27 protein-coding genes and 1 riboswitch are annotated in these 26,994 nt (G+C 62.5%); of the genes, 8 read left to right on the top strand and 19 right to left on the bottom strand.

Features of this window, described 5'->3' with window-relative positions; all coding sequences use genetic code 11:
* The 6 genes from aceE to BMY91_RS04875 all read left to right on the top strand — a co-directional run.
* Positions 1-2,271 (top strand): pyruvate dehydrogenase (acetyl-transferring), homodimeric type (gene aceE, locus BMY91_RS04900; protein WP_090819201.1); only part of this gene is annotated, 2,271 nt, incomplete at its 5' end.
* A gap of 208 nt (positions 2,272-2,479) precedes the next feature.
* Positions 2,480-3,724: a PucR family transcriptional regulator gene (locus BMY91_RS04895; protein WP_090818980.1), complete on the top strand. Its 1,245-nt coding sequence runs from the start codon at positions 2,480-2,482 to the stop codon at positions 3,722-3,724.
* A gap of 88 nt (positions 3,725-3,812) precedes the next feature.
* Positions 3,813-4,742, top strand: a complete 930-nt coding sequence (locus BMY91_RS04890; protein WP_177179843.1) for an ACP S-malonyltransferase — start codon at positions 3,813-3,815, stop codon at positions 4,740-4,742.
* Positions 4,739-5,800 (top strand): beta-ketoacyl-ACP synthase III, encoded by a 1,062-nt coding sequence (locus BMY91_RS04885; protein ID WP_090818974.1) that lies wholly within the window; start codon positions 4,739-4,741, stop codon positions 5,798-5,800. Before BMY91_RS04890 ends, BMY91_RS04885 begins: the two co-directional genes overlap by 4 nt.
* An 87-nt stretch (positions 5,801-5,887) precedes the next feature.
* Positions 5,888-6,133 carry an acyl carrier protein gene (locus BMY91_RS04880; RefSeq protein ID WP_011692310.1) on the top strand — a complete coding sequence of 82 codons (246 nt, stop codon included), beginning with the start codon at positions 5,888-5,890 and terminating at the stop codon, positions 6,131-6,133.
* Positions 6,134-6,264: 131 nt separating this feature from the next.
* Entirely contained in the window at positions 6,265-7,500 is a 1,236-nt protein-coding gene (locus BMY91_RS04875; RefSeq protein WP_090818971.1) for a beta-ketoacyl-[acyl-carrier-protein] synthase family protein, read from the top strand.
* 92 nt (positions 7,501-7,592) lie between these two features.
* On the opposite strand, the gene BMY91_RS04870 is transcribed toward BMY91_RS04875, so the two are convergent.
* The 17 genes from BMY91_RS04870 to BMY91_RS04790 form a co-directional block, all read right to left on the bottom strand.
* The gene (locus BMY91_RS04870; RefSeq protein WP_026005636.1) at positions 7,593-8,096 is read right to left on the bottom strand and encodes a DUF3145 domain-containing protein; all 504 of its coding nucleotides are present in this window, start codon (positions 8,094-8,096) and stop codon (positions 7,593-7,595) included.
* Positions 8,097-8,355: 259 nt separating this feature from the next.
* Positions 8,356-9,282, bottom strand: coding sequence for a tyrosine recombinase XerC (locus BMY91_RS04865; RefSeq protein WP_177179842.1), 927 nt, complete (start codon positions 9,280-9,282; stop codon positions 8,356-8,358).
* 63 nt (positions 9,283-9,345) lie between these two features.
* Complete coding sequence (dprA, locus tag BMY91_RS04860; protein ID WP_090818965.1) at positions 9,346-10,578, bottom strand: DNA-processing protein DprA; 1,233 nt, start codon at positions 10,576-10,578, stop codon at positions 9,346-9,348.
* Positions 10,575-12,116, bottom strand: a complete 1,542-nt coding sequence (locus BMY91_RS04855; protein ID WP_090818962.1) for a YifB family Mg chelatase-like AAA ATPase — start codon at positions 12,114-12,116, stop codon at positions 10,575-10,577. The genes dprA and BMY91_RS04855 overlap by 4 nt, the downstream gene beginning before the upstream one ends.
* Complete coding sequence (locus BMY91_RS04850) at positions 12,117-12,482, bottom strand: YraN family protein (protein ID WP_175538588.1); 366 nt, start codon at positions 12,480-12,482, stop codon at positions 12,117-12,119.
* A 103-nt stretch (positions 12,483-12,585) separates the two neighbouring features.
* Positions 12,586-12,930: a DUF2469 domain-containing protein gene (locus BMY91_RS04845; RefSeq protein ID WP_090818960.1), complete on the bottom strand. Its 345-nt coding sequence runs from the start codon at positions 12,928-12,930 to the stop codon at positions 12,586-12,588.
* Between the two features lie 56 nt (positions 12,931-12,986).
* Complete coding sequence (locus tag BMY91_RS04840; RefSeq protein WP_090818957.1) at positions 12,987-13,772, bottom strand: ribonuclease HII; 786 nt, start codon at positions 13,770-13,772, stop codon at positions 12,987-12,989.
* Positions 13,772-14,641, bottom strand: coding sequence for a signal peptidase I (lepB, locus tag BMY91_RS04835; RefSeq protein WP_090818954.1), 870 nt, complete (start codon positions 14,639-14,641; stop codon positions 13,772-13,774). Before lepB (BMY91_RS04835) ends, BMY91_RS04840 begins: the two co-directional genes overlap by 1 nt.
* The gene (gene lepB, locus BMY91_RS04830; protein ID WP_090818951.1) at positions 14,642-15,319 is read right to left on the bottom strand and encodes a signal peptidase I; all 678 of its coding nucleotides are present in this window, start codon (positions 15,317-15,319) and stop codon (positions 14,642-14,644) included.
* Positions 15,320-15,399: 80 nt separating this feature from the next.
* A complete protein-coding gene (rplS, locus tag BMY91_RS04825) occupies positions 15,400-15,753 on the bottom strand; it encodes a 50S ribosomal protein L19 (RefSeq protein ID WP_090818948.1) in 354 nt (117 codons plus the stop codon).
* A 265-nt stretch (positions 15,754-16,018) separates the two neighbouring features.
* Entirely contained in the window at positions 16,019-16,819 is an 801-nt protein-coding gene (gene trmD, locus BMY91_RS04820) for a tRNA (guanosine(37)-N1)-methyltransferase TrmD (protein ID WP_090818945.1), read from the bottom strand.
* Entirely contained in the window at positions 16,820-17,362 is a 543-nt protein-coding gene (gene rimM / locus BMY91_RS04815) for a ribosome maturation factor RimM (protein WP_090818942.1), read from the bottom strand.
* 129 nt (positions 17,363-17,491) lie between these two features.
* Complete coding sequence (locus BMY91_RS04810; protein ID WP_011775119.1) at positions 17,492-17,734, bottom strand: RNA-binding protein; 243 nt, start codon at positions 17,732-17,734, stop codon at positions 17,492-17,494.
* Position 17,735: 1 nt separating this feature from the next.
* Positions 17,736-18,158: a 30S ribosomal protein S16 gene (gene rpsP, locus BMY91_RS04805; protein ID WP_018776208.1), complete on the bottom strand. Its 423-nt coding sequence runs from the start codon at positions 18,156-18,158 to the stop codon at positions 17,736-17,738.
* 234 nt (positions 18,159-18,392) lie between these two features.
* Positions 18,393-18,830, bottom strand: coding sequence for a hypothetical protein (locus BMY91_RS04800; RefSeq protein ID WP_254779707.1), 438 nt, complete (start codon positions 18,828-18,830; stop codon positions 18,393-18,395).
* Positions 18,831-18,950: 120 nt separating this feature from the next.
* Entirely contained in the window at positions 18,951-19,823 is an 873-nt protein-coding gene (locus BMY91_RS04795) for a VOC family protein (RefSeq protein WP_090818939.1), read from the bottom strand.
* 79 nt (positions 19,824-19,902) lie between these two features.
* Complete coding sequence (locus BMY91_RS04790) at positions 19,903-20,985, bottom strand: amidohydrolase family protein (protein ID WP_090818936.1); 1,083 nt, start codon at positions 20,983-20,985, stop codon at positions 19,903-19,905.
* Between the two features lie 85 nt (positions 20,986-21,070).
* Positions 21,071-21,178: riboswitch (TPP riboswitch) on the top strand.
* Between BMY91_RS04790 and thiC the strand changes: the two genes are divergently transcribed.
* Positions 21,173-23,062 (top strand): phosphomethylpyrimidine synthase ThiC, encoded by a 1,890-nt coding sequence (gene thiC, locus BMY91_RS04785; RefSeq protein ID WP_090818933.1) that lies wholly within the window; start codon positions 21,173-21,175, stop codon positions 23,060-23,062. It overlaps the preceding riboswitch by 6 nt.
* Here thiC and BMY91_RS04780 read toward each other — a convergent pair.
* On the bottom strand, positions 23,045-23,767 hold the full coding sequence (locus tag BMY91_RS04780; protein ID WP_090818930.1) for an alpha/beta fold hydrolase: 723 nt from the start codon (positions 23,765-23,767) through the stop codon (positions 23,045-23,047). The genes thiC and BMY91_RS04780 overlap by 18 nt on opposite strands.
* 69 nt (positions 23,768-23,836) lie before the next feature.
* On the bottom strand, positions 23,837-25,417 hold the full coding sequence (ffh, locus tag BMY91_RS04775; RefSeq protein ID WP_018776214.1) for a signal recognition particle protein: 1,581 nt from the start codon (positions 25,415-25,417) through the stop codon (positions 23,837-23,839).
* A gap of 168 nt (positions 25,418-25,585) precedes the next feature.
* Here ffh and BMY91_RS04770 point away from each other — a divergent pair, with 168 nt between their 5' ends.
* Positions 25,586-26,986 carry a glucose-6-phosphate dehydrogenase gene (locus tag BMY91_RS04770; protein WP_177179841.1) on the top strand — a complete coding sequence of 467 codons (1,401 nt, stop codon included), beginning with the start codon at positions 25,586-25,588 and terminating at the stop codon, positions 26,984-26,986.
* Positions 26,987-26,994 lie beyond the last annotated feature (8 nt).

Genomic DNA, 26,994 nt, shown 5'->3' with positions numbered 1-26,994 from the left:
AGGGCGTTCATGGAAGGCCGGTTGAGTGAGGAGGATTTGGACGGGTTCCGTCAGGAAAAGTCCAAGGAAGGCCACGCCCTGTCCTCGTACCCGCACCCGCGGCTGATGCCGGACTTCTGGGAATTCCCGACCGTGTCGATGGGTATCGGCCCGATGAACGCGATCTACCAGGCCCAGTCCAACCGGTATCTGCAGAACCGTGGCATCAAGGACACCAGTGACCAGCAGGTCTGGGCGTTCCTGGGTGACGGGGAAATGGACGAGCCCGAGTCCCGTGGCCTGCTCCAGCTCGCCGCGAACGAGAACCTGGACAACCTGAACTTCGTGATCAACTGCAACCTCCAGCGCCTGGACGGGCCGGTGCGCGGTAACGGCAAGATCATGCAGGAACTCGAAGCGTTCTTCCGCGGCGCGGGCTGGAACGTGATCAAGGTCGTCTGGGGCCGGGAATGGGACACCCTGCTGGAGAACGACACCGACGGGGCGTTGGTGAACATCATGAACGAAACCCCCGATGGTGACTACCAGACCTACAAGGCCGAATCCGGCGGGTTCGTGCGGGAACACTTCTTCGGTAAGTCCCCGCAGACCAAAGACATGGTCGCGGACTTGAACGACGAGCAGATCTGGGGCCTCAAACGCGGCGGGCACGACTACCGCAAGGTCTACGCCGCGTACAAGGCCGCGACCGAATTCAAGGGCAAACCCACCGTGATCCTGGCCAAAACGGTCAAGGGCTACGGCCTGGGCCCGCACTTCGAGGGCCGCAACGCGACCCACCAGATGAAGAAACTGACCATGGAAGACCTCAAAGCCTTCCGTGACCACCTCCGCATCCCCATCAGCGATGACCAACTCGACGCGGACCTCTACCGGCCCCCGTACTACCACCCCGGCATGGACGCCCCGGAAATCAAATACCTCATGGAACGCCGCGCGGAACTGGGCGGATTCGTACCCGAACGGCGCCGCAAACACACCGAGGTAGTCCTGCCCGAGACCAAATCCTACGAAGTAGCCAAACGCGGCTCCGGGAAACAACAAGCCGCCACCACCATGGCCTTCGTCCGGCTCCTCAAAGACCTCATGCGGGACAAAAACTTCGGCGCCCGGTTCGTGCCCGTCGTCCCCGACGAATCACGCACCTTCGGGATGGACGCGTTCTTCCCGACCGCGAAAATCTACAACCCCAAAGGCCAGAACTACCTCTCCGTGGACCGCGACCTCGTCCTGGCCTACAAAGAATCCCCCGCAGGCCAACTGATCCACCCCGGCATCAACGAAGCCGGCGCCGTCGCAGCGTTCACCGCCGCCGGGACCGCCTACGCCACCCACGGCGAACCCCTGGTCCCGATCTACGTGTTCTACTCCATGTTCGGCTTCCAACGCACCGGAGATTCCTTCTGGGCAGCAGCGGACCAAATGACCCGCGGCTTCATCATCGGCGCCACCGCAGGACGGACCACCCTCACCGGCGAAGGACTCCAACACGCCGACGGACACTCCCCCATCCTGGCCTCCACCAACCCCGCCGTGAAAACCTACGACCCCGCCTACGGCTACGAAATCGGCCACATCATCCGCCACGGCCTCGAACAAATGTACGGACCAGACGCTGACGATGACAGAAATGTCATGTACTACCTCACCGTCTACAACGAACCCATCACCCAACCCGCGGAACCGGAAAACCTCGACCTCAACGGACTCCTCAAAGGCATCTACAAACTCGCAGACGCCCCCACGGGAGAGGCCAACCGACCCACCGCGAACATCCTCGCCTCCGGCGTGTCCGTACCCTGGGCCCTCGAAGCAGCACGGATCCTCAACGAGGACTGGGGAGTCGCCGCCGACGTCTTCTCCGTGACCTCCTGGAACGAACTACGACGCGACGGACTCGCCGCCGAAGAACACGCCTTCCTCAACCCCGGCCAACCCGCCCGCACCCCGTTCATCACCGAACAACTCAAAGACACCACCGGACCCGTCATCGCCGTGTCCGACTACATGAAAGCCGTCCCCGACCAAATCCGCCAATTCATCCCCAACGACTTCGCCTCCCTCGGAGCAGACGGCTTCGGCTTCTCCGACACCCGCCAAGCCGCACGCCGCTACTTCAAAAACGACACCCACTCCATCGTCGCCAAAACCCTCCAACTCCTCGCCGCCAAGGGCGAAGTTGAAGCAGGCGCATTGGAAAAGGCGATCGAAAAGTACCGGCTCCTGGATGTGAATGCCGGCACCACCGGCGGAGCAGGCGGAGACGCCTGACTGCAGGCTGCCGGACACTATCCGGCAGCGGGGTTAACCCAGCGATAAACGCGATGGCGGCTTCCACCGAAAGGTGGGGGCCGCCGTCGGGCTTTAACAACCCGGGCTTTAACAGCCTGGACCGTTCACCCCGACGTGATCAGCAACAACATCAGTTGTAGCCTTCTCACAAATGGAGCTTGCACGGGATGGCCCGTATGCTCATTCCATGGCAGAGCCGAGCAAAACAACTTCCAAGCGCAAGGCAGCAACCCAGGCATTGTCGCCTGAAAAGGCCGAAACTCTGCGGCAACTCCGCGCCAACGTGGGCCAGCTGTCCACCAGCACCATGCGCCAACTGGAGAAGTCGCTGCCCTGGTACAGCCGCCTCAGCTCCGATGAGCGCTCAGCCCTGGGCCTTGTGGCACAGAACGGCATCGCGGCGTTTGTGACGTGGTACGAACGGCCGAGTTCGCCGTCATGGATCCTGACCGACGTCTTCGGCAATGCCCCCACGGAACTGACACGCTCCATCAGCCTGCAGAAGGCCCTGCAGCTGATCCGGATCGTGGTTGAAGTAGTCGAGGACCAGGTCCCGGTGATCGCGCCGGAATCGGACCAACCTTCACTGCGCGAAGCCGTTCTGCGGTACTCGCGTGAAGTCGCCTTCGCTGCCGCAGACGTCTACGCGCGGGCTGCCGAGTCCCGAGGCTCCTGGGACACCCGCCTGGAAGCACTGATCGTGGACGCCATCCTGCGCGGCGAAAACACGGACGCCCTGAGGTCCCGGATCGCGGCCCTCGGCTGGAAGGCCCAGGAGCGCTTCACAGTAATGGTGGGCAATTCGCCGTCGGAACCCAGTGCAAGCTACGTCAGTGAACTGCGCCGAACCGCCGGGCGTTTCGCGGAGGATGCACTGGTGGGAATCCAAGGAGACAGGCTGATCCTGATACTTGGCGGAGTAAATGACAGGGACACCGCCTACGTCAAGCTCAGCGAGCTTTTTGCGCCCGGCGCCGTGGTGTATGGCCCGGAGGCAGGATCGCTCCTGGAAGCGAGCAGTTCCGCTCAGGCAGCCTTCGCTGGGCTAACGGCAGCCCGCGCCTGGCCTTCTGCTCCACGGCCGGTTGCTGCCGATGACCTGCTTCCCGAGCGCGTCGTTTCCGGAGACGACGCCGCCCGCCGCTCACTGATCAAGAACATTTACAGGCCTCTTTTGGCTGCCTCAAACGGCTTGGTGGAGACCTTGGGAACCTACCTTGAGCTGGGGCACTCCTTGGAAGCGACAGCTCGCGAACTGTTCGTCCATGCCAACACTGTGCGCTACCGTTTGAAGCGTGTCTGCGACGTCACAGGCTGGGATCCTCTCCTTCCAAGGGAGGCTTTTGTGCTTCAAACTGCCTTGGTAGTGGGCCGGCTTTCGGCCCAGCCAAAAGCCGCCCCCGAACGTCACGCGTCGCGTTCACAGAACTGAACCGTTGTAGACTTCCTACAAACTGACCCAGTGAGCTTGGTGTACCAAAACACCAGTGGATCACGTGGCAATTTGGAAAGCTGGATACGTGCTTGCAATCGTCTGCCCTGGACAGGGCTCCCAGACCCCCGGATTTTTAGCCCCTTGGCTGGAACTCCCCTCCGTCGAAGGCCACTTGGCCTCCCTGAGCGAGATCGCAGGCATTGACCTCAAGGCCCACGGCACCACCTCGGATGAAGAGACCATCAAGGACACTGCGGTGGCTCAGCCGCTGATTGTTGCGGCAGGCCTCGTAGCCGCCAAGTCTTTGTTCGACGTCGAACTCAGCACACTTCCCGTCATCCTTGCCGGGCACTCCGTAGGGGAAATCACGGCTTCCGCTCTGGCGGGGGTCCTCACTGATGCCGAAGCAATGACCTTCGTCCGGGAACGGGCCAACAGCATGGCCGCGGCAGCTGCGGTTACCCCCACCGGCATGAGCGCTGTTGTAGGCGGCGACCCCACTGATGTCCTCGCCGCCATTGAAGCCTCCGGAGCCACACCCGCAAACGTTAACGGCGCAGGCCAAACCGTCGCCGCGGGCACCTTTGAGCAACTGAAAGCGTTGGCGGAGAACCCGCCGGCCAAGGCCCGGGTTATCCCCCTGAAAGTAGCCGGCGCTTTCCATACGTCCCACATGGCTCCTGCCGTCAGCGCACTGGAAGCCCTCAAGCCGTCACTTTCGCCGCAGAGCCCTGCTGTTCCGTTGCTGTCGAACTTCGATGGCAAGGAAGTCACGGCCGGACCTGCCGCCGTCGAAAGCCTGATCGCGCAGGTTTCCCGCCCTGTCCGCTGGGACCTGTGCATGGAAACTCTCGTTGAGCGCGGCGTTACCGGCGTCATTGAGCTCGCGCCCGCTGGTACGCTCGCCGGCCTGGCCAAACGGGGCATGCCGGGCGTGAAGACAGTTGCAGTCAAGACCCCGGATGACCTGTCCGCGGCACTCGCACTTTTTGCTGAATTGGAGGGCCAGGCATGAGCACCCCCGTACTCAACAAGGCTGCGGTCAACGAGAACGCACGCATCCTGGGCATTGGCGCATACCGCCCGGACGTGATCGTCACCAACGAGGACGTCTGCCAGTGGATTGATTCGTCCGACGAGTGGATCCGCCAACGCACCGGCATCATCACCCGCCACCGCGCGGCTGCCGATGTCAGCGTCATCGACATGGCCGAAGGTGCAGCACGCGAGGCACTTGCACAGGCGGGAATCGAAGCGTCCCAGCTGGGAGCAGTCATCGTATCCACCGTGACGCACCCCTATGCGACGCCGTCGGCCGCCGCTGCCCTCACCGACCGTTTGGGCGCGACGCCGGCACCGGCCTTTGATATCTCCGCCGCGTGCGCCGGGTACTGCTATGGCGTGGCCCAGGCCGATGCTTTGGTCCGCTCCGGCGCGGCCGAGTACGTGCTCGTCGTTGGCGCGGAAAAGCTATCCGACGTCATCGACAACCATGAACGCACCATTTCCTTCCTCCTCGGTGACGGTGCCGGCGCTGTGGTGGTTGGCCCGTCCGACACTCCCGGAATCGGCCCCTCGGTCTGGGGCTCTGACGGCAGCAAGTGGGATGCCATTGGAATGACCCACTCGCTGGAGGACGTCAAAAAACTGGGCGAATCGGCCCGACACTCTGATGAGATCGACGACCCCGCCATTCTCTCCGCCACCCAGGACGTCTGGCCGACACTGCGCCAGGATGGTCAGACTGTGTTCCGCTGGGCCGTCTGGGAAATGGCAAAGGTAGCCCAGCAAGCTCTGGATGCCGCCGGCATCGAAGCGAGCGACCTCGCTGCCTTCGTTCCCCACCAAGCGAACATGCGCATCATTGACGAGATGGTCAAGAAGCTCAAGCTTCCCGAATCCGTTGTCATCGGCCGCGACATCGCGCAGGCGGGCAACACGTCCGCGGCCTCCATCCCACTGGCAACGCACCGCTTGCTCAAGGAAAACCCTGAGCTGAGCGGCGGCTTGGCACTGCAGATCGGTTTCGGCGCCGGTCTGGTGTTCGGTGCCCAAGTAGTTGTTCTGCCGTAGAACCAAAGACGACTTACAAACCCAAACCGTAACCGCGGTTTGCCCCCTTTCCGGCAGTAGCCGGTATATCAAGAAAAGGAGCCAACAATGGCTAGCAACGAAGAAATCCTGGCCGGCCTGGCTGAAATCGTCAACGAAGAGACCGGCCTCGCCACCGAAGCCGTGGAGCTGGACAAGTCCTTCACCGAGGACCTGGACATCGACTCCATCTCCATGATGACCATCGTGGTCAACGCTGAGGAAAAGTTCGGCGTTCGCATCCCGGACGAAGAGGTCAAGAACCTCAAGACCGTCGGCGACGCCGTCAGCTTCATCGCCAACGCACAGGCCTAGTCCTGACACAGCTGTGCCGGGCCGGGATTCCATCCCTGAGCCCGGCACAGCCGCAGTAACGCCCAAAGATTTTCTTGCCTCCCCCTGTGAAACCTGCAGGTTGGACGGCTGATCCGACAGAGAGTGATCGCATGGCACGCAAAGTAGTCATAACCGGTCTGGGGGCCACCACTCCCATCGGCGGCGACGTACCCACAATGTGGCAGAACGCGCTGAAAGGGGTCTCCGGCGCCCGTACGCTCGAAGATGAGTGGGTGGCCAAGTACGACCTCCCCGTCCACTTTGCTGCCCGGTGCTCGACGCCGGCCCTTGAGGTCCTGAGCCGGGTTGAGGCCAAGCGCATGGACCCGTCCACGCAGTTTGGTGTCATCGCAGCCCGTGAGGCCTGGTCCGACGCCGGGATTGAAGAGATCGACCACGATCGCCTGGCTGTAGCCTTCGCCACCGGCATCGGCGGCGTCTGGACACTCCTTGACGCCTGGGACACGCTGAGGGACAAGGGACCCCGCCGGGTCCTGCCCATGACCGTTCCCATGTTGATGCCCAACGGCGTGGCGGCTGCGGTCAGCCTGGACCTTGGCGCCCGCGCCGGAGCGCACACTCCTGTATCGGCCTGCGCATCAGGCACGGAAGCCCTTCACCTTGGCCTGGACCTCATCCGTTCGGGCAAAGCGGACGTTGTGGTGTGCGGTGGTGCGGAAGCTGCCATCCACCCGATGCCTCTGGCCGCTTTCTCCTCCATGCAGGCACTCTCGCGCCGCAACGACGAGCCCGAACGCGCATCCCGCCCTTACGACATCGACCGTGACGGTTTCGTCATGGGTGAAGGCGCCGGCGCTTTGGTCCTTGAGGCCGAAGAACACGCAATCGCCCGTGGTGCCCGCATCTACGCCGAGCTCGCCGGAACGTCCGTGACCGCAGATGCCTACCACATCACAGCACCGGACCCCGAGGGCCTGGGTGCCACCCGCGCACTCAAGGCTGCGATGTTTGATGGCCGGATCCAGGCTGAGGACGTGGTGCACGTCAACGCGCACGCCACCTCAACCCCGGTTGGCGACAAGCCCGAGTACACGGCCCTGCGTGCCGCTCTGGGGACCCACGTGGACAATGTGGCGGTCTCTGCCACCAAGTCGCAAATGGGCCACCTCCTGGGAGCTTCCGGCGCCGTTGAGGCAGTACTGACCGTACTGGCTGTCTACGAGCGCAAGGCACCGGTGACCATCAACCTCGAGAACCAGGATCCAGAGATCCCTCTCGACGTCGTGACATCGGTCCGGGACTTGCCGGCAGGCGATATCGTGGCTCTGAGCAACTCCTTCGGCTTCGGCGGACACAACGCCGTCATTGCAGTCCGGAACGTCTGATCCCGGCGTCACCACCGACTCATTGAGACATGAAGAGGGCCCCACCACAGGTGGGGCCCTCTTCATTGCTATGGGGGTGTTGTCGCGGAGTCCTAGCCCACTTGGTGCAGCCAGCGCACCGGAGCACCTTCTGCCGCGTGACGGAAGGGCTCAAGCTCTTCGTCCCATGCTTCACCCAGGGCCAACGACAGTTCGTGGTACACGGCAGAGGGGTCGCCGGCACCTGACTCATAGGCGTACCGGATGCGGTCTTCCGTCACCATGATGTTGCCATGGACGTCCGTGACCGCATGGAAAATGCCGAGTTCGGGAGTGTGTGACCAACGCGCTCCATCAACGCCCTGGCTCGGCTCTTCGGTGACCTCGTACCGCAGATGCGCCCAGCCACGGAGTGCGGACGCCAGTTGAGCCCCCGTGCCGGGCGTTCCGGTCCACGACAACTCGGCCCGGAACATTCCAGGCGCAGCAGGCTGAGGGGTCCACTCAAGATCGGTCCGCTTGTCCACGACCGATCCGATGGCCCACTCAACGTGCGGGCAAAGCGCCGTAGGGGCCGAGTGCACGAACAGGACACCGCGGGTTGTTGCAACAGACATTCCATCCTCCATAGCTGTAGGTACGTCTTCCCCAACGACCTCTGCCTGGATGCTTGCTGTTGCTGCCGGATGCCATGAAATTCATGTGGGCCCTGACAGGCTATTGATTTATTGGTAATGCTACTGACGATCTTGGCACAGATATAACCCTCAACTTCGAATTGAAGGTTTCCCCGTGGTGCTTTCATTTTGCCGTACGCTGTCCATTTCCGCCAGTGCGGACGCATCAGCACCCGAGTTGGGACGCATCAGTTCTATTTCAGGCCCTGGGGTGAGCCTGTTGGTAGCTTTTGCGGAGCCTGTCCACAGAGACGTGGGTGTAGATCTGAGTGGTGGCGAGGCTACTGTGGCCGAGAATCTCCTGGACAGCCCTCAAATCCGCTCCCCCGTCGAGCAGGTGGGTGGCAGCGCTGTGCCGAAGGGCATGCGGCCCCGTAGCTGCGGTGTCACCCAAGGCCTGCAGCAGTTCATTCACCACGCCACGGATCTGCCGGGGATCAACCCTGTTGCCCCGGACGCCGAGGAACAAAGCCGGGCCACTGGAAGCAGTCACCACCGCTGGGCGGCCGCGTCTCAACCAGTCATCCACGGCTACGGCTGCGGGAACACCGAAGGGGACCGTGCGCTCCTTGTTTCCCTTGCCCAGCACCCGGAGGGTTCGGCGGTCAGGATCAAGGTCATCGATGTCCAACCCGGCGAGTTCACCCACGCGTACACCCGTGGCGTAGAGCAGTTCAACCATGGCCCGGTTCCGCACGGCCATGGGGCCGCCCTCCGCTGCAGCAGTGTTCAGGTCTTCCACCATCCGGGTAACCTGCTGCTGCTGCAGGACGCCGGGAAGGGATTTGCCCTTCTTGGGCGCCTGAAGACGCACGGCAGGGTCCGTGGCGATGAGTTCTTCCCTGAGGGCCCACCCTGTGAAGGATCTGGCTGTTGCTGCACGCCGTGCCAACGTGGCTCTGGCCATACCTGCCTCACTCTGCGCGCCGAGCCAGCGCCGGAGGGAACCCAGCTCCAGTTGACCAAGCTCTTCGATCCCCTCCTGGACAGCAAAACCGAGAAGACTCTCGACATCTGCGAGGTAGGCACGGACAGTGTGCGAAGACCTCGCGCGTTCGCCCTCCAGGAAGCGCCGAAAACCTTCGACTGCGTCTTGCAGGGATGCTGGCAGTGATTGTCCGTCCACGCTTCCCACTGTGCCAGCACCATGGACCGTCGGGGAGTATCGACATGCTCTTTGCCTTGCCCCCTACGCATTCTTGGCCCGCTTCCACGCACCCCGCTCCGAAGAGGCGAGCCCCAGCAAGCCCAGCCGACCGAGGCCTGCGCGCACAGCGTCCGCGCTCAATCCAGCCACCACAGTCAGTTTCTCCACCGAGGTGGTGGACCGGAGGGGCAGAGCGTCCAGAAGGATCAGGTCTTCCAAGGACAGGTCGTCGTGCACGGCTGCGGCCACGTCCTTTTCTGCGCTGTGGGTTTCACCGATAGCTCCGGCAAGCTCGGCGATTTCGCCAACGTCGGTAACGCATACGGCTCCCCCGTCACGCAGCAGCCGGTGGCAGCCAGCCGAGTTGGCACTGTGAATGGACCCCGGGACGGTTGCAACCACGCGGCCGATGGACTCAGCGTGGTGGGCCGTGTTGAGCGCGCCCGAACGCCAGCGCGCCTCCACCACTACAGTGACGGACGCCAAAGCTGCAATGATGCGGTTCCTTTGCAGGAATCTGTAGCGTGTTGGGGCGGATCCAGGAGGAACCTCCGAAATGACAGCGCCCTGGCTGGACACGGCGCGCAGCAGGTCCTCGTTGCCTGCCGGGTAGAACCGGTCCACCCCTCCAGCCATCACAGCGATGGTGGGCACGGATGCGACCCCGCCACTGAGTGCGCCGCGATGTGCGTGCGCGTCAATGCCATAGGCACCACCTGAAACCACGGTGTATCCGCGCTGGGCCAAGCCATAGGCCAGATCCCCTGTGACGGAGGCTCCGTAACTTGTACTGTCCCGTGATCCCACCAGAGCGATGGCTTGCCGGGCGGTCGGCAACGGTTGCTCCTGTCCACGCCACCACAGGCAAAGGGGTTCCTGAAGGCCAAGGTCTGCCAGTTGCTTCGGCCAGAACTCGTCCCCCGGCACAATAAGCCGTCCACCCATCCGGCGCATGGTTTCCAGGTCCCGGTCTGGGGCAAGGTCGGCCACCCGAGGCGCCCAGCGCCGCTGGCTGGCCGAAAGCCCTGGCCAGGTGGCGGGGCCGCCTTCGCCCATGAGCAAGGCGGAAATCTCCTGCTCCAGGCTGGGTCCGGGGGCCAGTTCTCCGGTGGCTACGCCCAAAGCGTCGACGGCACCCAGTGCCTTTACCAAAGCCAACCCCACCGAATCCTGAGGTTCCAACAGCCGCGCCAACGCGGCCCTGGCAATCCGTTCGTTCTCCTGTATCCCCATTGCCGCCACGCCTTCGTTTCCTTTCGTGTTGGTAGTCGTCATGATGCAGCCGAGGCCTGTCGTAGGCCGAGCGCCTGCCCGATGTGATCGATGTCAGGGGCGTCGCTGTGCCCCAGGTCTGCCAGTGTCCACGCGAGCCGCAGGACGCGATCGTACCCACGCGCAGTGAGAGTGCCGCGCTCCAAGGCGGTGTCCAGGATGCGCGTGGTTCCCGGAGCCAACCGGAGTTCGCCACGCAGCGTGCGTCCTGGCACCTGCGAATTGGTTTCCAGGCCGAGCACGCGCAATCGCTCGATTTGCCGTTCCCTGGCAGCCAAGACACGCCCGGCGACAGCGCGGCTGTCTTCTTCTTTGCCCGCCTGGCCAAAGTCAGCCAAGGACACCCGTTCCACCTGAAGCTGGATGTCCACCCGGTCCAAAAGCGGCCCTGAAATTCGTCCGAAGTACCTGCGCCGCATCATCGCCGTGCAGGTGCAGTCCATGCCCTTGCCTGACGCTTTTCCGCAGGGGCAAGGATTGGCCGCCAAGACCAACTGGAAACGGGCGGGGTAGGCAGCAGTCCCCGCAGAGCGATGGATAACCAGCTCCCCGCTTTCAAGAGGTTGGCGGAGGGCGTCCAAGACACGCCGCTCGTACTCGGGGGCCTCGTCAAGAAAAAGGACACCGCGGTGGGCGCGTGAGGCCGCACCCGGTCTGGGGAGGCCGGAACCGCCTCCGATGATGGCCGCAGCAGTGGCGCTGTGATGGGGGTTCTCAAACGGTGGCCTGCGGATCAACCGCACGGCGGACGACTGGACAGCTGCCAGAGAATGGATGGCGGTGACCTCCATGGCTGCCTTATCCGCCAAGTCCGGGAGCAGTCCCGGGAGTCGTTCGGCCAACATGGTCTTACCCGCCCCGGGCGGACCTGTCAGCAGCATGTGGTGTCCACCGGCTGCAGCCACCTCCAAGGCACGGCGGGCTTCTCCTTGTCCGGATACGTCGCAAAGATCTGCCATGACAGTCGCAGTATCGCCATCGTCGTCCGTGAGGTCGTCGCCCGGAGGATCGTAGTCCAGAGCGAGCTCCTTGGGGTCCGCGCCGAAGTCGAACGCAAGCCGGGCGAGGGTTTTGTACCCCCGAACGTTGGCGCCGGGCACCAAGGAGGCTTCCGCGGCATTGGCCTCAGACACCACGACGTCCGGATAACCCGCCTGAACAGCAGCCATTACGGCCGGAAGTATCCCGCGAACCGGCCTTAGCCTGCCGTCCAAGCCAAGTTCGGCAATGAACACTGTCCCGCCGATGGAACGGATGTCGTCGGCTGCCCGGAGCACCGCCATGGTGATAGCGAGGTCAAAGCCGGATCCACGCTTGGGCAGGGACGCAGGAATAAGGTTGGCCGTGATTTTGCGTCGGCTGAGGGGAATCCCCGAGTTTTGGGCTGCGGAACGAATGCGTTCCTTGGCCTCGTTAAGGGCAGCATCGGGCAGGCCCAGAATCACGAAGTTTGGCAAAGTTTGGCCAATGTCAGCCTCAACTTCCACGATGTATCCGTTGAGGCCAAGCAAAGCAACACAGTAACTGCGGCCGACCCCCATCTACCCGACACCCCGCAGGTGCTCGAGTTCCGGATCGCCGATGCCGTTATCAATCACCGACACAACATCGATGCGCCGGAGCGGCACATCGAGTTCGTGCGCCCGGCACCATGCTGAAGCAAGCCGCTGGAGACGAGCCAACTTGGCCGCACCCACAGCTTCAAACGGGTGCCCGTAGTCCAGGCTCCGCCGGGTCTTTACCTCAGCCACGACGAGGGTGTCGCCCTCCAACGCCACAATGTCGATTTCACCGTCTGTGCACCGCCAGTTGCGGTCGACGATCCGCATCCCCTGGTTTTCCAGGAAACCAGCCGCCAGCACTTCGCCGTTGCGGCCCAGCAGGTCTTTTGCTCTCATGACCACCACCTCCGCTCTCCAGCATTCAGGCTGGGAGCGACCGGCGGCAGGCGGTCATGCCGCTATGTGGGTAACCTGCTGGAATCGGCTCTGTTGAGGAACAGTGGTGGTGCTAGTTGCCAAGATCTCCCAGGTCTCCGAGCCCGCCATCCTTGGGCAGCGATAACTCTTCGCTACGGGGAAGCTCCTCAACATTGACGTCCTTGAAGGTGATAACCCGCACGTTCTTCACAAAGCGGGCAGAACGGTAGACGTCCCATACCCAGGCATCCTGCAGGGTCAGGTCAAAGTAGACTTCACCATCTGCACTGCGGGCCTGAAGATCCACATGGTTGGCGAGGTAGAACCGCCGCTCGGTTTCCACGACGTAGCTGAACAAGCCGACAACATCCCGGTATTCGCGGTAGAGCTGCAGCTCCATATCGGTTTCATAGTTCTCAAGGTCCTCGGCACTCATAGTTCCATCTTGCACTATCAGCCGGGCACCAGGCGCCACCGGGGAGGTGGGTCAGATCAGGGCCCTGCCAGTGGTTCAGGTCCTGTAAGGTGCCAGCTGGTCCGGTGGTAGGCGCTGGGGCCCTGCTGCCGGATGACATCCCTGTGTGCTGCGGTTGCGTAGCCCTTGTTCTCATTCCAGCCGTATGCGGGCAGTTCCGAATGCAAGTCCACCATGATGCGGTCACGCGCCACTTTGGCCAGCACGCTGGCGGCGGCGACACTGAGGCAGCTCATGTCTGCTTTGACCCTGGTATGGACCGGAGCCTCGCACCCGGGACCGGCGGGGGCTGTATCGAAGAGCGAAGCCTGGACTTCCGGTGAAAGCCAATTGTGGCTGCCGTCCAGCAAGACCACATCAGGGGTGACGCCGCCGGCCAGGATCTCAAACCACGCTCGCGTGCCCGCAAGCCGTAATGCCGCGATGATGCCAATCTCATCAATTTCCCTGGACGTGGCATGCCCCACTGCGGAGGCAATAGCCCAGTCCCGAACAAGCGGTTCGAGCCGGTCGCGGTCGTCGGGTTTGAGCAGTTTGCTGTCCCTGACACCTGCAAGCAAGCCGTGGCTCTCCAGTTCAACAACGGCGATTCCTACGCTGACCGGACCCGCCAATGCGCCGCGGCCTACTTCATCCACGCCGGCCAACAGACGGACTCCAGAGGACAGGAAGGACCTTTCCACGTCAAGCGTCGGGAAACCCTCTGGGATTTTCCCCTTGGGCTTGGGCTTGGTCTTTGCCTTGGACTTGGCGGGGGCCTTCACGGTGGTCCTGCCGGTCGCGCCTGTGGTCACCGTAGCCATCAGTTACCTGACGTGCCTTTGGGAACATCGCGGAAGACGTCGGGATAGTTATCTAGGATGGTCCACCGGTTCACGGGCCATGCAATAACAGTGGCTTTGCCTTCGACGTCTTCAATGTTGACGAATCCCCCATTAACTTCCTGATGCGCCCGGGAGTCCTCGGAGTGGTTGCGGTTGTCGCCCATCACCCAGACCTTGCCCTCCGGCACAACGATGTCGAATGGTTTCGGGAACGGCACCTCTGCGGGATTAATGTATGTTTCGTTGACCGGTTTACCGTTGATCGAGAGGTGGCCTTGGGCGTCACAGCACGACACCCTGTCACCCGGCAGCCCAATGATGCGCTTCACCAGGTGCTGTTCATTGTCGTCAGGAGCCAATCCCACAAACTCCAGGCCATCCCCAACCCAATCCATGGGGCCAGCCGGTTTCGGGGCCACTGGCGGCAACCAGGCCTGGGTGTCCTTGAAGACTACGACGTCTCCACGCTGAAGATCGAACGGGCCGGGGACCAGGAGATTGATGAAGATGCGGTCGTTGACGTCCAAGGTGCTCTCCATGGACTCCGAAGGAATGTAGAAAGCCCGGAACAGGAACGTCTTCAGGAGGAAGGACAACACCAGCGCGATAGCCACCACGGTGACGATCTCCTTGACCCACACCAGAACAGGGTTTTTCCGCGGTTTTTCCGCAGCGTGAGCACCACCCTGGGAATCACGGGATGCGGAATCGTCAGTGGCGTCCGGAGCCCGCGACACGTCGTCGTCCGCTTGGCGGGACTGGGTCACACCGGCGGCGCTTGCCGATCCATCCGAGCTCCGGGCGTCGTCGTCGTACCGCTCGGGATTCTCTGGAGCTTTGTCCGGCATCTACTGTCCGTTCTTCGATGGTGATTCCGCCTGCGTGGAGTGAGGCATCTCTGCAAATCTATCAAGTGGCCAGATGATCTGGACCGGTCGGCCGATGACACGCTCGATGGGAACCATGCCCCCGCCCGGCGCTCCGAGCAGGCCACGTGAGTCGGCGGAACGCGAGCGATGGTCACCCATCAGCCAGAGTCGGCCAGAGGGCACCACGACGTCGAATTTCTGTTTGCTGGCCTCGTCCCCCGGGTAAATATAGGGTTCCTCAAGCTGCTGACCGTTGACTGTGAGGAATCCGCCCGCATCGCAGCATTGGACGTGGTCACCGGGGACACCGATGACCCGCTTCACATAGGTGGTGTCACTGCCCGTGAGTCCAAACCACTGGCTGGCTGCGGACACGGCATCCACGAATGGTCCCTGTCCGCTGCTCAGCGGAGCGAAGGATCCACGTCCATCAAAAACCACGATGTCGCCCCGCTGAATCGGCTGTCTGGCGAACGCTGTACGGGACACCAGGATTCGGTCTCCCGACTCCAGCAAGGGCTCCATGGATTCGGACGGAATGTAGTAAACATCCAGCCACAAGGACCGGACCAGGCCGCTGATCGCAACGGCCAGCACCAATGCGAGCAAAACAAAACGCCAGCCCTGTTTCCGGGGCTGGCGTTCTGATGTGTCCATGACTCGTATCCCTGTTGCGTTGCGGATTGCTCCGGAACAACCGGGCACGAATCCTGGACCCGTTGCGTAAGTCGCAGGACTTACTTGGCGAAGTCGCGCTTTTCCTTGATCTTCGCAGCCTTACCGCGCAGTGCGCGCATGTAGTAAAGCTTGGCGCGGCGGACGTCACCCTTGGTGACGACCTCGATCTTGTCGATGATCGGGGAGTGTACCGGGAAGGTACGCTCTACGCCGACACCGAAGGAAACCTTGCGCACGGTGAAGGTTTCGCGAACGCCGTCGCCCTGGCGGCCCAGGACGAAGCCCTGGAATACCTGGACACGGGAGTTCTTGCCTTCGATGATGTTGACGTGAACCTTGAGGGTGTCGCCCGCGCGGAACTCCGGAACATCGCTACGCAGCGAGGCTGCATCTACGCTATCGAGGATATGCATTAATCCACTCCTGGTGAACGCCACAGGTCATTCACTTTGGGTTACGGCGAACAAGCCCGTGGCATGAAAGCCAGCCGGAAATCTCCGCCGAAGTTTCTTTGTGTCCGGCTCCACCACTGATTGGCGTCGCCGGGTTGTCCGACTGTTGGCTGAACTCCCCCTGTGGCAGGTGTCAGCCCAGCAGACACAAGGGTTAATTCTGCCATAAGCGCACCCATCCGGCCAACTGCCGGACTCGTGGAAGGTTCGACGCCGGAAGGTGGCTTTAGTTTTCGGCGTCGCCGCCGGGCCGGGGGCGCAGGCGGCCCTCGACCACCGCGTACCCCAGGTCCGCAAGGGCGTTGCGGTCAGCGCGGGTCAGCGTACCGGCGTCGAACCCGTCCAGAAGGTCGGGCCGCCGCTCCGCCGTGCGGCGAAACTGTTCGTGGCGCCGCCACTGGGCAATCTTTCCGTGGTTGCCGCTGAGCAGGATGGCCGGTACTTCATGGTCACGCCACGCGGACGGCTTGGTGTAGACCGGATATTCCAACAAGCCATCGGAGTGGGATTCCTCAACCAGGGATTCGGGATTACCTACTACCCCCGGAAGGAGACGCCCGACGGCTTCCACCATGGCCAAGACGGCTACTTCGCCGCCGTTGAGCACATAGTCGCCCAGGCTCACTGGCCGGACGGTAAAGTGTTCCTTCGCCCAATCAATGACGCGCTCATCGATTCCCTCGTAGCGACCACAAGCGAAGACAAGGTGTTCTTCCTCGGCAAGTTCATAGGCCAGCGCCTGATTGAACCGCTCCCCTGCCGGCGAAGGAACAATCAGGACGGGCTTGGAACCTTCACGCGAAGTCGCCACAGATTCAAGGGCTTGCGCCCACGGTTCCGGCTTCATGACCATGCCCGCACCGCCGCCATACGGGGTATCGTCCACCGTACGGTGCCTATCAGTGGTGAAGGTCCGGAGATCGTGGACGTTGAGTTCAAGCAAGCCATCCTGGCGGGCCTTGCCTATGAGTGAGAGCTCCAGGGGCGCCAGGTACTCAGGAAAAATGCTGACGACATCTATCCTCATTCAGGCATCATCCCCTGATTCCTCAGCCGCCGCGTCGTTGATCTCAAAAAGGCCGGCAGGCGGAGTGATCAGGACGTACCCGGCTTCGATGTTGACCTCCGGCACGATCTCATCGACGAACGGAATGAGGATCTCCTTGCCCTCCTCCGTCTTGACCGTCAGGAGATCCTGAACCGGCAACGTCGTGAGCGCGGCTACTCTACCAACAACCTGCGATCCGACCCGCGCTTCAAGGCCCAGCAGTTCGTGCTCATACCAGCCCTCGTCGTCGTCTTCGTCGTCGAGTTCTTCTGTTTCGATGAAGAGCTTGGCGCCACGGATAGCCTCGGCAGCGTTACGGTCCGCGATTTCCTCGAAACCAAGCAAAAGGATGTCCTTGTTCCACCGGGCGCTGCGGATAGTCAGCGGGCCGGCAGAGGCCGGCTCCACGACGAACTCGGTTCCTGCGACAAACCGCTCGGAAGGCGCGTCAGTGAGTACCTGCACTGTGACCTCGCCGCGAATGCCGTGGGGTTTGCCGATCCGGGCCACCTGGAGCTGCATGGATTCCTCTGAATTCTTGTGTACCGGGCCGCCGGGCAGCCACGGTGATGAAATGGTGGATAAAGCAATCCGGCCCCTCCACCATATTCGGTGAAGGGGCCGGATCTAAGACAAGTAGTGCTGAGCGCGTTACCGGCGGCGGTCGGTGTCGACGACGTCGACCCTGACCTGCTCGCCACCAGCCAAAGCTGCAACCACAGTGCGCAATGCGCGTGCGGTGCGTCCTTGACGGCCGATCACCCGTCCGAGGTCCTCCTGGTGAACGCGCACCTCGAGGGATTCCCCGCGGCGGTTGTTCTTGGCACTGACCTTGACATCCTCAGGGCTGTCAACGATCCCACGGACCAAGTGCTCGAGCGCTTCTGCCAGCAACTTACTCAGCCTCGGTGGTCTCTGCTTCAGCCTCGGCCGGAGCCTCAGCAGCGTCGTCCTTCTTGGCCTTCTTGGTGATGGCTTCCGGAATGATGACGGAACCCTTCTCCGGAGCTACGAAAGCTTCCTTCGGAGCTTTGGTCTTCAGGGTGCCTTCCTGGCCCGGGAGGCCCTTGAACTTCTGCCAGTCACCGGTGATCTTGAGGATCGCAGCAACCTGCTCAGTCGGCTGGGCGCCAACGGAAAGCCAGTACTGGGCGCGCTCGGAAGCGACCTCGATGTACGACGGCTCTTCGGTGGGGTGGTACTTGCCGATTTCTTCAATGGCACGGCCATCGCGCTTGGCGCGGGCATCCATGACGACGATGCGGTAGTACGGTGCGCGCATCTTACCGAAGCGCTTAAGGCGAATCTTTACGGCCACTTTTGTGGTCACTCCTGTTTCTGAAACGGGGTTGAACCCGACGTTCTGCACCCGTGGGGCGGGCCATACTTGACGGTTCGAAGGACAAGATACGAGCACGGAGAGAGGGGCCGCACCGATCGAGTACCTGTCTATTGTGCCAGATGCCCGCCTCAATTACGACTTCCACCACGTGGGGCGGCGTGTTCTTGCTCACTCCAGCTCCGGACGCGACTCCCGCCTCCGGATATTCCGTCAGACAGACCAGACGTACAGCCCGGAGCGTTCAACCTTTTCCACATCCGTAGCCAGAGCAGCCAATTGCTGGACGTACTGCCGCGATTGGCCAGCGTCGAAGGGCATATCATCCTGCGCGGCCCACGCCGCAGCGACGTCATCCAGCACGTTGGCGTCGCCTTCGCTCTCATAGGTGAGCAGCTCGGCGAGCGCCCGGACCATGGCTTCGGGGACACCCAAAAGCGCGTCGCTGGTGACATCAACCAAAGCGAGTTCGTAGTCGGCGCCTGCGGCATGGACGGCCTGGCCGGCGAGGTCGCCCAACTGCTCCACCTCAAAATCGGTGATCCCATCAATCCTGACGGCGGGTCCGCCGACGTCCGCACCCTTGTCCAAGGCTGCTGCCCGCTTGAGTGCTTCATCGTGGGTGGCTACAAAAATTTCGGCAAAGCCCATGGAAAGTACTCTCATTCCTTCGTGCTGACGGGGCGGCGGCACACGAACAAAGGTTCCGTGCCGTCACTGCCCAGCCTAGTGCAGTCAGGGACCTGCGCCATCGAGGACCGGACAGCCGGGTCAGCGAACGGCGACACGCAGCTTGTTCCGCCACGGATCATCAAACCGCAGCTCAGCGCCCGTGTGATGGTTTTGCACGCCCGCGATCTTGAGTCGATCGGCCAGCGCCGCCACGTCATCCATACCGGGCACTTCGATCAGGACCTCCCCCAGGCCAAGGGTGTCCCGCCGCGGACCTGCACCGCGACTGTTCCAGACGTTCATGGCCATGTGGTGGTGATACCCACCGGCGGAGACGAACAGGGCCTGGCCGTGCCAACCGGCTGTACGTTCGAAGCCCAGGGTTTCCACATAGAACTTTTGCGCAGACTCGACGTCACCCACCTGCAGGTGCACATGCCCGACGCCGGCAGCAGCCTCGCGCTGACCGGTCACGGCAGCTTCACTCAAGTGCTGCTGCAGGAACCGCTGCGGCGGGAGCGCAACGTTGTCCATGACCACAGAGGTGCCATCCCACTGCCACAGCTCGCGGGGCTTGTCGTAGTAGAGCTCAATGCCGTTACCTTCAGGATCGGTGAAGTAGAAAGCTTCACTGACAAGGTGGTCTGCACTGCCGGCGAAGGCGCGGGGCTCATACTCGGCGGCCGTGGCAATAGTGGCGGCAAGCGAGGGTTGGTCCTGGAACAGGATGGCAGTGTGAAAGAGGCCCGCTTCGCCGCGACCTGGAATCTGCAGGCCGGCCGCAGGGGCAAGATGCACCACCGGCTTTCCGATGCGCCCCAGATACAGCCCACCGTCCTGCTCGGCCACTATGTCCAGGCCCAGGGCGCGCTGATAGTAATCGCCCATGACCTTCATGTCGCCAACCTTGAGCATCACGGTGCCCATGGTGAGTTCGGCAGGAAGAAGATCCTGGGTGGATGAAGTGGTCATGTGAAGCTCCTGGTTCTGAGGTGGCCGCGCATCGGCACCCTATCTACCTTAGTAAATTACTTGAAGCTTCAATTTATTCCTAACCCACCACATTGCCACGGAGGACGATGTGCTTGAGCTCGGTGACAGTCCTTAGGTGACGCCTCGGATCCTCACTGCACAGCACGACGTCAGCACTTGCCCCCTCGCTGATGCCCTCGGCTCCCAGCCAGGCACGGGCACGCCAGGCTGCGGCGTCCAGGACAGCGGCCGGCGGCAGGCCGGCGTCGTGCAGTTCCATCATTTCGTCAGCGATCCTGCCGTGCTTGATCACGCTGCCCGCGTCCGTTCCAGCGAAAATCTCAACGCCGGACTCAAAAGCTTCGAGGACCCGCTCCCTGCGACGCTCCCAAAGACGCACCATGTGGTCCGCGTACACCGGAAACTTTGGGGCGGCCTGGCTGGCGATGTCCGGAAAGGTAGCGATGTTGACCAGTGTTGGAACGATGGGCACTGCCTGTTCCACGAGGCGGGGAAGGTGCCGTGGCAGAAGACCCGTGGCATGTTCGATGCAGTCGATGTTGGCATCGAGCATGTCATCGATGGTGTCCTCGGCGAAACAATGAGCCGTGACGCGGGCGCCCTCGTCGTGCGCGGCAGCGATGGCGTCCTTGACTGTCTTGGCCGGGAAAGAGGCCGCCAGATCCCCCACACCGCGGTCGATCCAATCCCCCACGAGCTTTACCCAGCCATCGCCGTCGCGGGCTTCCTTCCGCACAGTCTCCACCAGCTGGCCGGGTTCAATTTCATGCCCCAGTCCGCGAAGGTAGCGCCGGCTCCGGGCAATGTGCCGCCCTGCCCTGATCAGGCGCGGCAGGTCCCGCCGCTGCTGCACCCATCGTGTGTCGCTGGGTGATCCGGCATCGCGGATGAGCAGCGTTCCGGCGTCGCGGTCTGCTGTGGCCTGGGCGAAAGTGACCTGCTCGTCCACGGCCCCTCCCGCTCCGAGCCCTATGTGGCAGTGGGCGTCCACGAATCCAGGCAGGACCCAGCCATCCAACACCCTGTCCGGCGTTTCCGAGGGGCACTCGAAGGTCAGAACACCGTCCACAGACCACATTCCGTGGCGCTCTTCGACCGACGAGACAAGCACAGGTCCGCTGAATTCAATGATGGAGGCCATGGGAAAAGCCTAATCCGCAGCAGGGCCACGTGGACCGGATGCGTCCATGTGACTGTGCGCCAGTAGGCAGCTGTGGTAGCTTCATCTACGACCACACGGGGGCCCCTGCAGGGGCTGAGATCGGACTGATGCAGTCTGCGACCGTTGAACCTGTCCGGGTAATGCCGGCGAAGGAAGTGAGTAATCCTTGAGCACCACGGAAACACAGCACAGCCCTGCCCAAAACGGGAAGAACGCGGGCCAAAACGAGTTGAGCGCAGGCCAAAACCAGCCAGGCTCCGGCGAAACCGGCGTTGAGACGGTGACGCAATCGCTGAAGTCCCACTCGCTGGCGTGGGTGGAGGATCCCACCAATGGCATCCGCGTTCCCGTTACGGAGATTGCATTGGAGCCGTCGCCCAACGGCTTGGCCAATGAGCCGTTGCAGGTCTATCGAACGGCCGGACCCGGGAGCGATCCCGTGGTTGGCCTTGAGCCCTTCCGCTCGGCGTGGATCGAAGATCGCCGCGACACCGAGCCCTACTCCGGGCGCGCACGCAACTTGCTTGACGACGGCAAGTCTGCGGTTCGGCGCGGGGCAGCATCAGCGGAATGGAAAGGTGGGCAACCGGTGCCCCGCCGTGCCGTGGAGGGCAAGACCGTCACGCAGATGCACTACGCGAAACAGGGAATGGTAACCCGGGAAATGCAGTTCGTTGCTTTGCGGGAGAACTGCGATGTTGAGCTTGTCCGCAGCGAAGTCGCCGCCGGCAGGGCCATCATCCCCAACAACATCAACCACCCGGAATCCGAGCCAATGATCATTGGCAAGGCCTTCCTGGTGAAGATCAACGCCAACATCGGTAACTCCGCGGTGACGAGCTCCATCGCCGAGGAAGTGGACAAACTGCAGTGGGCCACCCAATGGGGTGCGGACACAGTCATGGATCTCTCCACAGGCGACGACATCCACACCACCCGCGAATGGATCATCCGCAACTCCCCGGTTCCCATCGGCACCGTTCCCATTTACCAGGCCTTGGAAAAGGTCAATGGTGAAGCGAACAAGCTCACGTGGGAAATCTTCCGCGATACCGTGATCGAGCAGTGCGAGCAAGGCGTGGACTACATGACCATCCATGCCGGCGTGCTCCTGCGCTATGTACCCCTCACGGCCAACAGGGTCACGGGCATTGTGTCCCGCGGCGGTTCCATCATGGCCGGTTGGTGCCTGGCACACCACCAGGAAAATTTTCTGTACACGCATTTTGACGAGCTCTGCGAAATCTTCGCCCAGTACGACGTAGCGTTCTCCCTGGGCGATGGCCTGCGCCCGGGTGCTACGGCCGATGCCAACGACGCCGCCCAGTTCGCCGAGCTGGATACCCTCGCCGAGCTGACGATGCGAGCCTGGGAGTTCGACGTTCAGGTAATGGTGGAAGGCCCCGGCCATGTGCCTTTCCACCTGGTCCGGGAAAACGTGGAACGCCAGCAGGAACTGTGCAAGGGAGCCCCCTTCTACACGCTTGGCCCGCTGGTTACCGATGTCGCCCCCGGCTATGACCACATCACTTCGGCCATAGGCGCCACCGAGATCGCCCGCTACGGCACCGCCATGCTCTGCTACGTCACTCCCAAAGAGCACCTTGGACTGCCGAACAAGGACGACGTGAAGACAGGTGTCATTACCTACAAGATCGCCGCCCACGCTGCTGACCTCGCCAAGGGTCACCCAGGGGCGAATGAAAGGGATGACGCCCTCTCCAAGGCCAGGTTCGAGTTCCGTTGGCGCGATCAGTTCGCGTTGTCCCTGGATCCTGTGACGGCCGAAACGTTCCACGACGAAACGCTGCCGGCAGAACCGGCCAAGACGGCCCACTTCTGCTCGATGTGCGGCCCCAAATTCTGCTCTATGCGGATCAGCCAGGACATCCGCGACGAGTACGGTTCCGCCGAGGCACAAGCGGCAATCGCTGACATGTACAGCGGGATGCGGGAGAAGAGCGCGGAGTTCCTGGCTGCCGGCGGAAAGGTTTACCTTCCGGAACTCCAGGTCCCGGCCAGCCAGAGCACGGGCGGTTCAGGAAGCCTGAACTGACATGGCGCGTCCCACATCGGCAACAAACGTGCGGATGATGTGATCGCCGTCGACTGAATCCTGGGGCCGGTGTCCTCCCGCTGCCACACGGCGGAGGGCACCGGTTTCCTGGAGATAGCCGGCGATTTCCTCATAAAGAGGTTCCCAGCCTCCGGTCAGCACCAGCGTGGGAACACCGGGAACAATGTGCAGCGGAGCCTCCCAGGGCGGCGCTTGGAGCCTCAGCCTGCGGGCGGAACGGCGCGCTTCCGGAGTATCCAGTCCCCCGGTCTCCGCAGAGAAGGCCCGCCGGAAGTACTCACGCTGGTAATCGGCGTCGTTAAGCTGCGCGCGGACGTCAAACAGCGGTTCCATCAGTGCCCGGTGGGAACCGGTTGCCGGAAGCTCGGCCGTCAGCGACAAACACGCGGGTTCCACCAACGTGAGCGAATACACCAGATCGGGGCGGTCGATCGCTGCCAGCATGGCGGAAATTGCACCTTGCTCGTGAGCCACGATGTGACCGCCACCAGAGTCAACCAGGGCATTGACAACAATGGCGACGTCGGCCGCCACATTGGATTCCTGTGGATCGGCCACAGCATCGAAGCCGAACCGCCGGAGGAACAAGGCATCATAAGCGAGGGCCATGCCATGTTGTTTCGGCCATGCCGCAGCACCAAAACTGCCCAGGCCGTGAACGAAGACTACGCGCTGCTTGTGCATTGGTTCAGCCTATTCCACGGCTCTGACATCCCAAGGGACCGGCAGACCCGGCCCCTTGGGAAGCGATGTCTACTTTCCGAGGAACTTGTCGAAGCCCTTGGGAAGGTTGAGGGAAGACGGGTCGAAATCCGCGGCGCCCTGTCCGAAAGCCGCGCCCGTGGGTGCAGCTGAGGCTGCATTGGCCCGCTTGGCCTCGGCGTCGCGCAACTCCTGCGCAGCCTTGGCCGGGTTGCCGGAACGGGCCTTCTTCTTGGGAGCGTTCTTGCCGTTCTTGCGTCCGCCACCGGGACCGCCCAGCCCGGGCATTCCCGGCATACCTGGCATGCCACCGCCCTGGGCCAGCTTCTTCATCATCTTCTGCGCCTGGGCGAAACGCTCCAACAGGCCATTGACCTCGGAAACGTGGACACCTGAGCCCTTGGCGATACGCGCGCGGCGTGAGCCGTTGATGATTTTCGGCGCAACACGCTCATGAGGAGTCATGGAGCGGACGATGGCCTCGACGCGGTCGATCTCTTTTTCGTCGAAGTTCTCAAGCTGCTGACGGATGTTCTGCGCACCCGGCATCATCATGAGCATCTTCTTCATGGAGCCCATGTTGCGGATCTGCTGCATCTGGGCGAGGAAGTCGTCCAGGGTGAAGTCTTCCTGGTCGGCGAACTTCTTCGCCATCCTGGCGGCTTCGTCCTTGTCCCATGCCTTCTCTGCCTGTTCGATCAGGGTGAGGACGTCACCCATGTCCAGGATGCGGGAAGCCATGCGGTCAGGGTGGAAGAGTTCAAAGTCGTCCAGGCCTTCGCCGGTGGACGCAAACATGACCGGCTTACCGGTAACGGACGCCACTGACAAAGCGGCGCCGCCCCGGGCGTCGCCGTCGAGCTTGGACAGCACGATGCCCGTGAAGTTGACGCCTTCATCGAAGGCCATCGCCGTGTTGACGGCATCCTGGCCAATCATGGAGTCGATCACGAAGAGGACTTCGTTGGGAATGATCGCCTGACGGATACGGCGTGCCTGGTCCATCATTTCGGCGTCGACGCCAAGGCGGCCGGCGGTGTCAACGATGACGACGTCGTGCAGCTTCTGGCGGGCTTCCTCAACGCCGGCCTTGGCGACTGCCACCGGGTCACCGGCGGGGTGCTCAAGTTCGGAGGTCGCGCCGGGGTGCGGAGCGAAGACCGGGACGCCTGCGCGTTGGCCAACAACCTGGAGCTGCGTGACAGCGTTGGGGCGCTGGAGGTCGCAAGCTACAAGCATGGGGCTGTGTCCCTGGGCCTTGAGCCACTTGGACAGCTTGCCGGCGAGGGTGGTCTTACCGGCACCTTGGAGGCCAGCGAGCATGATGATGGTGGGCCCGGTCTTGGCCAGGCGGATGCGGCGGGTCTCACCACCGAGGATCTCCTTGAGTTCCTCGTTGACGATCTTTACGATCTGCTGGCTCGGGTTCAACGCTCCCGAGACTTCAGCGCCCAGGGCGCGTTCGCGGATGCGGCCGGTGAACTCGCGGACCACAGACACGGCAACATCCGCGTCCAAAAGGGCACGGCGAATCTCCCGGACGGTGGCATCGACATCAGCCTCGGTGAGGCGGCCCTTGCCACGGAGGTTCTTGAAGGTTGCTGTCAACCGGTCAGAGAGTGAATTGAACACGCGCCGTGCACTTCTTTCGATGGTCTACGAATGGCGGCCAAAGCGGCCCACCAGAGTCTTGACGATTGCCCCCAGCAAACATGTCTCAAACCCAACAAATCTGAATCGACTAGGGGACTCGACTATCTAGGGTACCAAGTCGCACCTGCAAGATGGCATGCTGGCACAGTGACCAGCAAAACAACTGTAAAAACGTTGCTCATCCTCGGCGCGTCCGGGGACCTCACGGGCAGGCTCCTGCTCCCGGGGCTGGCCGGCCTCCTTGCTTCCGGACGGGCTCCAGGGCTCCAACTGGTGGGCGCTGGATCTGACCCTTGGTCTCCCGACCAATGGAGGCAACGGGTGGACGGCGCCTTTGAGGCTGCATCGAAAACAGCTGACGCCAGCGGGCGCGCCGCGCTGGCCCGCGTTGCCGACGCTACCGAATACCACCAGGTGGATGTGACAGCGGACGGACCGCTGGCCGCGCTTTTGGCCCAACTGGAGGGACCTGTTGCCATCTACTTCGCCCTCCCACCGCAGGTCAGCCAAAAGGCATGTGAGGTCCTCCATCAGGACCAACTGCCTGCAGGGACACGCCTGGTCATGGAGAAACCTTTCGGTTCGGGCGCGGAATCGGCACATGAGCTGAACAAGACACTGGCCACCTTGGTACCCGAGGACCATATCCACCGAGTGGACCACTTCCTGGGCAAAGCGACCGTGCTAAACATCCTGGGCCTCCGCTTTGCCAACAGGTTCCTGGAGCCGGTGTGGAACCGCGAACACATCGAGAAGATTGAAGTGGTCTTTGACGAGGACCTGGCCCTTGAGGGGCGGGCACGTTACTACGACAATGCCGGGGCCCTTAGGGACATGATCCAGAGCCATCTGCTCCACATCATGGCTTTCCTGGCCATCGACGCCCCGGCCACCATCGAGGAACGAGACTTGCGTGACGCTGTGGCCACAGTCCTGCGCGCCAGCAGCATCAAGGCGCCCTACAGCCACTCCACCCGACGCGCCCGGTACACGGCAGGCACCCTCGGGGAGCGGACAGTGCCGGACTACGCAGCCGAGGAAGGCGTGGATCCGGCCCGAAATACCGAAACCCTGGCCGAGGTCCACGTGGACATCGACAACTGGCGGTGGAAGGGAGTCCCCTTCATCCTCCGCTCCGGCAAGGCCCTGGGACACCGGCGCAAGGAAGCCGTAATCACCTTCCGCCCCGTCCCCCACCTGCCCAAGGGATTCTCCGGCGTGGATTCTCCCAACCAGCTGCGGATCGGCTTCGGTCCGGACGTCCTGCAGTTGGACGTGGATGTGAACGGCCCGGGCGACGTCTTCACCTTGGACCGGGCAAGCCTGGTGGCTGAGCTCAATGCCCCGGGCATGCTGCCCTACGGAGAAGTGCTGGAAGGCATCCTGACAGGCGACCCCCTTCTCTCAGTCCGGGGTGACACCGCGGAGGACTGCTGGCGGATCATCGAGCCGGTCCTGCGCGCCTGGGAGGGCGGTACCGTTCCGCTGGATGAGTACGACGCCGGCAGCCGCGGACCGGCGAACTGGCCCAGCGACGTCGTGCAGTAGAGAAAAAG

It is taken from the genome of Arthrobacter sp. yr096, from assembly GCF_900108925.1.
Classification (GTDB): domain Bacteria; phylum Actinomycetota; class Actinomycetes; order Actinomycetales; family Micrococcaceae; genus Arthrobacter.
The sequence above is the reverse complement of the archived record's forward strand: the minus strand, read 5'-3'. Positions and strand labels throughout refer to the sequence as shown.